The sequence below is a fragment of the Halolamina salina genome, from assembly GCF_042678005.1.
GTDB classification, from domain to species: Archaea; Halobacteriota; Halobacteria; order Halobacteriales; family Haloferacaceae; genus Halolamina; species Halolamina salina.
On the sequence record NZ_JBHUDH010000109.1, the window covers coordinates 6,182 to 11,848 of the forward strand.

The 5,667-nt window shown below is 68.8% G+C and carries 5 protein-coding genes and 2 pseudogenes; all 7 read right to left on the bottom strand.

What is annotated here, in order from left to right; all coding sequences use genetic code 11:
- A pseudogene (locus tag ACFR9S_RS09750) lies at nucleotides 1–459 on the bottom strand (class I SAM-dependent methyltransferase); the annotation flags it as partial.
- Nucleotides 460–477: 18 nt separating this feature from the next.
- Nucleotides 478–2,592, bottom strand: a complete 2,115-nt coding sequence (locus ACFR9S_RS09755; protein WP_379731698.1) for a type II secretion system F family protein — start codon at nucleotides 2,590–2,592, stop codon at nucleotides 478–480.
- Between the two features lies 1 nt (nucleotide 2,593).
- The gene (locus ACFR9S_RS09760) at nucleotides 2,594–4,249 is read right to left on the bottom strand and encodes a type II/IV secretion system ATPase subunit (RefSeq protein ID WP_379731697.1); all 1,656 of its coding nucleotides are present in this window, start codon (nucleotides 4,247–4,249) and stop codon (nucleotides 2,594–2,596) included.
- A gap of 75 nt (nucleotides 4,250–4,324) precedes the next feature.
- The gene (locus ACFR9S_RS09765; RefSeq protein WP_379731696.1) at nucleotides 4,325–4,735 is read right to left on the bottom strand and encodes a DUF7521 family protein; all 411 of its coding nucleotides are present in this window, start codon (nucleotides 4,733–4,735) and stop codon (nucleotides 4,325–4,327) included.
- Entirely contained in the window at nucleotides 4,725–5,027 is a 303-nt protein-coding gene (locus tag ACFR9S_RS09770; RefSeq protein ID WP_379731695.1) for a DUF7521 family protein, read from the bottom strand. The genes ACFR9S_RS09765 and ACFR9S_RS09770 overlap by 11 nt, the downstream gene beginning before the upstream one ends.
- Nucleotides 5,024–5,365, bottom strand: coding sequence for an ArsR/SmtB family transcription factor (locus ACFR9S_RS09775; protein WP_379818521.1), 342 nt, complete (start codon nucleotides 5,363–5,365; stop codon nucleotides 5,024–5,026). The genes ACFR9S_RS09770 and ACFR9S_RS09775 overlap by 4 nt, the downstream gene beginning before the upstream one ends.
- 86 nt (nucleotides 5,366–5,451) lie before the next feature.
- Nucleotides 5,452–5,667: pseudogene (locus tag ACFR9S_RS09780) on the bottom strand (hypothetical protein); the annotation flags it as partial.

The window sequence follows — 5,667 nt, forward strand, 5'->3', positions numbered from 1 at the left end:
CGCGACTTCCACCGCCGCCGCGTCGCGCGTCTCGCGCGCCATCACCGAGAGCAGCAGGGCGCCGCCGGGGGCGAGCACGCGAGCCAGTTCGTCGAGGCTCTGGCGGCGGCGTTCCCGTGGCCGGAGGTGGTGCAGCGTCGCGACGTACACCGCGAGATCGACCGTCTCGTCGCGCAGCGGGATCGTGGCGGCGTCGCCGGCGACCAGATCGGCGTCGAACTCCCGTTGCGCGGCGCGGTCGGCGGCCTCCGCGAGCAGCCCCGTGCTGGCGTCGACGCCGACGACGCGGTCGGCGTGGTCGGCGAGCACCTCGGCGTGGCGGCCGTTGCCACAGCCGAGATCGAGGCCGAGTTCGCCCGTGCGGTCGTCGAGGAACGACTCGATCTCCGGCCACGCGTGCTCGCGGGTCTTCGAGAAGTGGGCGGCGATGCGGTCGTACGTGTGGCCGGCGTGGGTCATGGCTGGGGGAACGACCGCCTACAGGAAGAGGAACGCGATCACCGTCAGCGTCAGCAGGACGACGACGTGTTTCGCGCCGTCGGCGAGCGACCCCTCGCCGAGTTGGCCCGCGACCAGCCCCGAGAAGATCGCCTGCATCACGGCGGCGTGGAAGAACAGCAGCGTGTAGGCCGACGTGTCGACGCTCCCCAGTCCGGCGAACACGCTGGAGGAGACGCCGCTGGGGAGGCCACTGCCGCCGGCGCCGCCGAGGTTCGCGCTGTCGATCGCCGGGATGAACGACGAGGAGAGCGCGAACACGATCCCGATGAACACGAAAAAGGAGATGTAGATCACCATCAGGTACGTCAGCATCTCCTGTCGGCGCTCGCGCTGGAGCCGGCGGCTCGCGCGGGCCTCGTCGGCGGCGATCTCCAGCACGGGCGCGATCTCGCCGCTCGCGGTCATCGCGTTGGTGATCAGCACTGTCGCGCGGGTCATCATCGGCGAGTCGATCCGCCGCTCCATCCGGCGGAAGGCGGCGCGCACGTCGGCGCCCCAGCGAACGTCCTCCCACGCCCGGCGGAGCTCCGGGCTCAGCGCGTCGAGGTCCGAACGCGTCAGCCGCTCGATGCTCTGGACGATGCTCACGCCGGCGTCGTTGATGCTCGCGAGCCGGTCGAGGAAGTCCGGGATCACCCGCTCGATCGCCTTCACCCGCCGCTTGTTGATCTCGTACAGTAGCGCGAACACGCCCGTCGCGAACAGGATCGCCTCGACGACCGGCGTGTCGACCGTCCGCAGCGCCGCAAGCGGCGAGAGCGGCACCGACCCCGACCGGAGCCCGACCCACCAGAGCCCGACCGGGACCGTGACGAGGAAGCTGTACTCGGGGTTGCGGAGCACCAGCTCCCCGGGGCTGCGGATCCACCCGAGGGCGCTCTCGAACTTCGTGTAGAGTTCGAGCCGCTCGCGGCTGGCCGCCCACTCGTCGGCGACGCCGCCCTCGGTTGCCGGCGACGCCCGCCCGCCGTCGGCCAGCATCCCGTCGGGCCTGTCGGTGATCCCGCTGATCTCGATCGAGGGGATCTCGGAGCGGTCCTGTCCCAGCGTCTCGCTGATCGTCTTCGTCGAGCTGTCGATGTAGGCGATGAAGGCGATGCTCGACAGCGGGACGCCGAGGTACACCACCACGCGCAGGAGGTCGAGCGTCTCCTGTAACACCAGCCCGATCACGACGAGGATCGTGATGAGAAAGAGCGGTCCGGCGACCAGCACCGTCACGTACGCCTCGGCGAACGTCGACAGCAGGTCGAGGTACTGGCGCTGCTGGGCCTCGGCCTCCTCCTGATAGCGGTCGTACTGGTCCTTGAGGAAGTTCGAGAGCGACTGGCCCGAGCCGAGCACCGAGGCGAGGTTCTCGCCGAACTCCTCCATCCCCTCGCTGGGCGTGCGGTCGGCCATCCGGTCGAGCGCGCTCAGCACGTCGGTGCCGAACGTGTTCATGTCCCGGACGGCGACGCCGATCTCGACGGCCGCCTCGCCGTACACGTCGCGGTTCCGGGTCAGCGTGTCGAGGATCGCGGGGAACGCCATCCCGGACCGCGAGAGCGCGTAGATGAACGCGATCGTCCGGGGGAGCGTCGCCTCGATCTCGCTCCCACGCGCGTCGGCTTTCTCGTCCAGCATCGCCCACCGGAAGTAGTAGACGCCGAACGCGAGCGCGGTGCCGACGGTCGCGCTGGAGACGAACACCAGCACGAACAGGTTCGTGAGCCCGAGCTCGGTCACCCGGGTCAGATTCGCGAGAAACGCCAGCGCGGTCGGGAGCTGTGCCCGGACCGTCTCGCCGCTGATCCGGAGCACCCAGAGCAGCACCGCGGCGCCGTAGACGCCGAAGATACTGCCGCTGATACCCAGCAGCAGGCTGTACAGCAGCGTCCGCGCGGCGTAGACGCGGTGGGTGGTTTCGACGTGGGCGGCCCGCAACCGGGACTGTTGATCCTGCTTGCGCGGGCTCTCGTTGGCGACGTAGTCGCCGAACAGCGAGAGCGAGACCCGGGAGAGCAGGAGGTTCGTCCCCTGACTCACCTGCTCGGCCAGCAGTGGACCTAACAGCGCGGCGGCGAACAGCAGCGGGAGCACCCACAGCATCTCACTCCACCGTGTCCGCGAGCTCCTCGCCCGCCGACAGCTCCACGTCGGCGCTCTCGACCCGTTCCATCACCCGGTCTGGGTTGGCGTAGTACTCGTTTATCAGCGCCGTGAACGCCCGGTAGTCGGTGATCCCGCGCTTCAGGAGGAACTCGAGGAACCGCTCGCGGTCCCGGATCTCCGCGAGCAGCTCCGAGCGGCTCCACCCCCGCTCCTCTTGGATGTCCTCGAGCAGCGCGGAGTCCTGTCGGCGCACCGTGTCGGTGTCGGCCTCCCACGTGAACGCCGCGGAGTAGTCGAGCTCGCCCGTCCGCTGGTCGATCCCCCCGATCTCGCCGATCGCCTTCGCCCGGCGGACGCGCTCGTCGCCCTTCCGGGTGAGCACCTGTATCGAGATCATGTCGAGGCTCTGGACCATCGCCCGGGGGACGTTGATCGGCTCGTTCTCCAGTCGGTTGATCACCGTCTCGATCGAGTCGGCGTGCATCGTCGAGAACGTCGTGTGGCCGGTGTTCATCGCCTGGAACAGCGTGACTGCCTCGGCCCCGCGCACCTCGCCGACGACGATGTACTCCGGGCGGTGTCGCAGCGCCGAGCGCAGCAGGTCGTACATGTCGATGTCGGTCCCCTCGTCCAGTCGCTCGCGGGTGACCGAGGAGAGCCAGTTGTCGTGGTACAGCGAGAGCTCGCGGGTGTCCTCGATGGTGAGCACCTTCGCCCGCGGCGGGATGAACATCGAGACGGCGTTCATCGACGTGGTCTTCCCCGATGCCGTCCCTCCCGCGAAGATGAGCGACTTGTTGTGCTCGATGCAGAGCCAGAAGTACGCCATCTCGCCGATCGTGAACGTGTCGTACTTGATCAGGTCGATCGGCGTGAACGGCTCCTCGGCGTACTGGCGGATGGTAAAGGCCGACCCCCGCGGGGTCACTTCCTCCCCCAGCGCGAGTTCGGCGCGGGAGCCGTCGGGCAGCGTCGTCTCGACGATGGGGTCGCCGACGGAGATGTGCCGGCCGGACTGCTGGGCCAGCCGGATCACGTAGTTGTCCAGCGCCTCCGCCTCGAAGGAGATGTTCGTCTCGATGTCGGTGTAGTCGTCGTGGTAGACGAAGATCGGGAGTTCGTAGCCGTCACACGAGATGTCCTCGATGTGGCGGTCGTTGAGCAGCGGATCGACCTTCCCGAACCCCCGGAAGTCACGCACGAGGTAGTAGAGTAGCGAGTGGAACGTCCCCATGTCGGCCTCGACGCCGTACTGTTCGAGCAACCCGGCGAGTTCCTCCCGCAGCGTCTCCTCGTCGGCGTCGGTGTGGGCCGCGCGGTAGAGAAGGGGGTCGCGGATGTCCTCGACGATCCGCCGCAGCAGCAGCGTCTCGAACTCGTCCAGATCCGGCTCGACCGCGTAGTACTGGTGTTCGCTCGCCTCCGGGTCGTGCGTGATCACCACGTAGGCGTAGGGGGCGTTGACCCAGTAGCGGTCGATCTCCTCGTGGCCCTGCGGCACGTCGAAGCTGGCCAGCGGGCCGTCCTCGCCGGGGCGGAACGGGCGGGTCCGGAGCTCGGAGCCTCGGAGCATCTCCACCGTTCGGGAGATGCGACGCTTGAGGTCCGAGAGCGTCTCCCCGAGCTCCGACCCGTCGATGAACTCCCCCGACATCCGTAGCTATCTGGGGTACCGTCCGGGCGGACATAAATATGTACGCCCTGAGCAGTACCGCTCGGGCCGATCGCCTCACCGGAGTATCGCGTAGAAGACCGCACCGAGGCCGGCGATGTCCGCGATCTGGCTCGCCGACGCCACCGCGAAGGCGAGCACCGGCCCCTCGGCTCCGAGAGCGGGGACGACGAACGTCAGGAACAGTTTGAGCCCGGCGTGGCCCACCGTCAACAGGAACAGGCCGCAGCCGAACAGCACCATCGAGGGGTCGTCGTTGCGCCGGTAGCCACGGATCGCCTGATAGGTGAGCAGCGCCCCGATCGCCGCGAGCGCGAGCAGGAACGCGATCTCGATCGTCGAGGTGGCGCCCTGTTCGACGGAGACGCTCTGGAGCGGCCCGAACGCTGCCCCGAACGCCGCGACGGAGCGGCTCCGCCGGCGGGTCCGGGGGGCGGCACGGTCGTCGGTGGTGTGTTCAGCGGTCATAGATCGCGTAGGTGAGGACGGCCGCGCCGGCGAGGCGGCACAGTTCGGTCGCGGGACCGATCAGCGCCGTCGACGGCAGCGTCGACGAGAGGGCGATGTTGACGAGCTTCGAGACCGAGACCAGTAGCAGGAGGCCGACGCCGAACAGCAGGAGCGACCGGCCCCCGGTGCGTCGGTACGCGCGGAGCGCCCGGTAGCCGACGACGGCGCCGACGACGATCGAGGCGATCGAGCCGGCGAAAAAGAGCACGCCGACGGCCGCGCCGGAGTCGGATAGCTGGAGCGGGATCATCTGAGTTGGTTGAGCAGGTCGGTCATGCGGTCGGCGGGGTCACGCGTCCGGTCGAGGCCGCCGACGAACTCGCCGTCGACGAGGCGGACGCGGAGTTCCTCGAGCGTCGCCGCGTACACCTCGTAGTGGTGGCCCTCGGGGTCGTACTCCTGATAGCTCTCGATCAGGTCGTGTTCCCGCAGCCGGTCGATACGGCGGTACGTCGTCGCCTTCGATGCGTCACAGCGGTCCATCAGTTCGTTGGCCGAGAGGGGCCGTTCGCTCGTGTGTCGGAGGATCGATCTGGCGTACTCGTCCTCGATCAACGAGGCGATCGCCGCCAGATCCTCCTCGCTCATCCTCTCCTCGGTGTTCCCGTCGTCTGTTAAATCGCTCGCTACTCGCCGCGGGCGCTCGTGGTCGGTCGGGGGCGACGACCGGGGCATCAGCCCAACTCGGCCGTCCGGAACCGCCAGTAGCCGATCGTGGGGACGGCGACACCCCACAGGAGCAGCATCTCGAGGCCGAACCACGGGACGGCGTCGGCTGCACGGGCGGCTCCCCCCGGCGCGAACGCCAGCTCCATCGCCTCCAGATACGCGCCGACCGGGCTGAGTGCGGTGACGAGTGCGGCGTCGCGCGCCGACACCGTCAGCCCGAC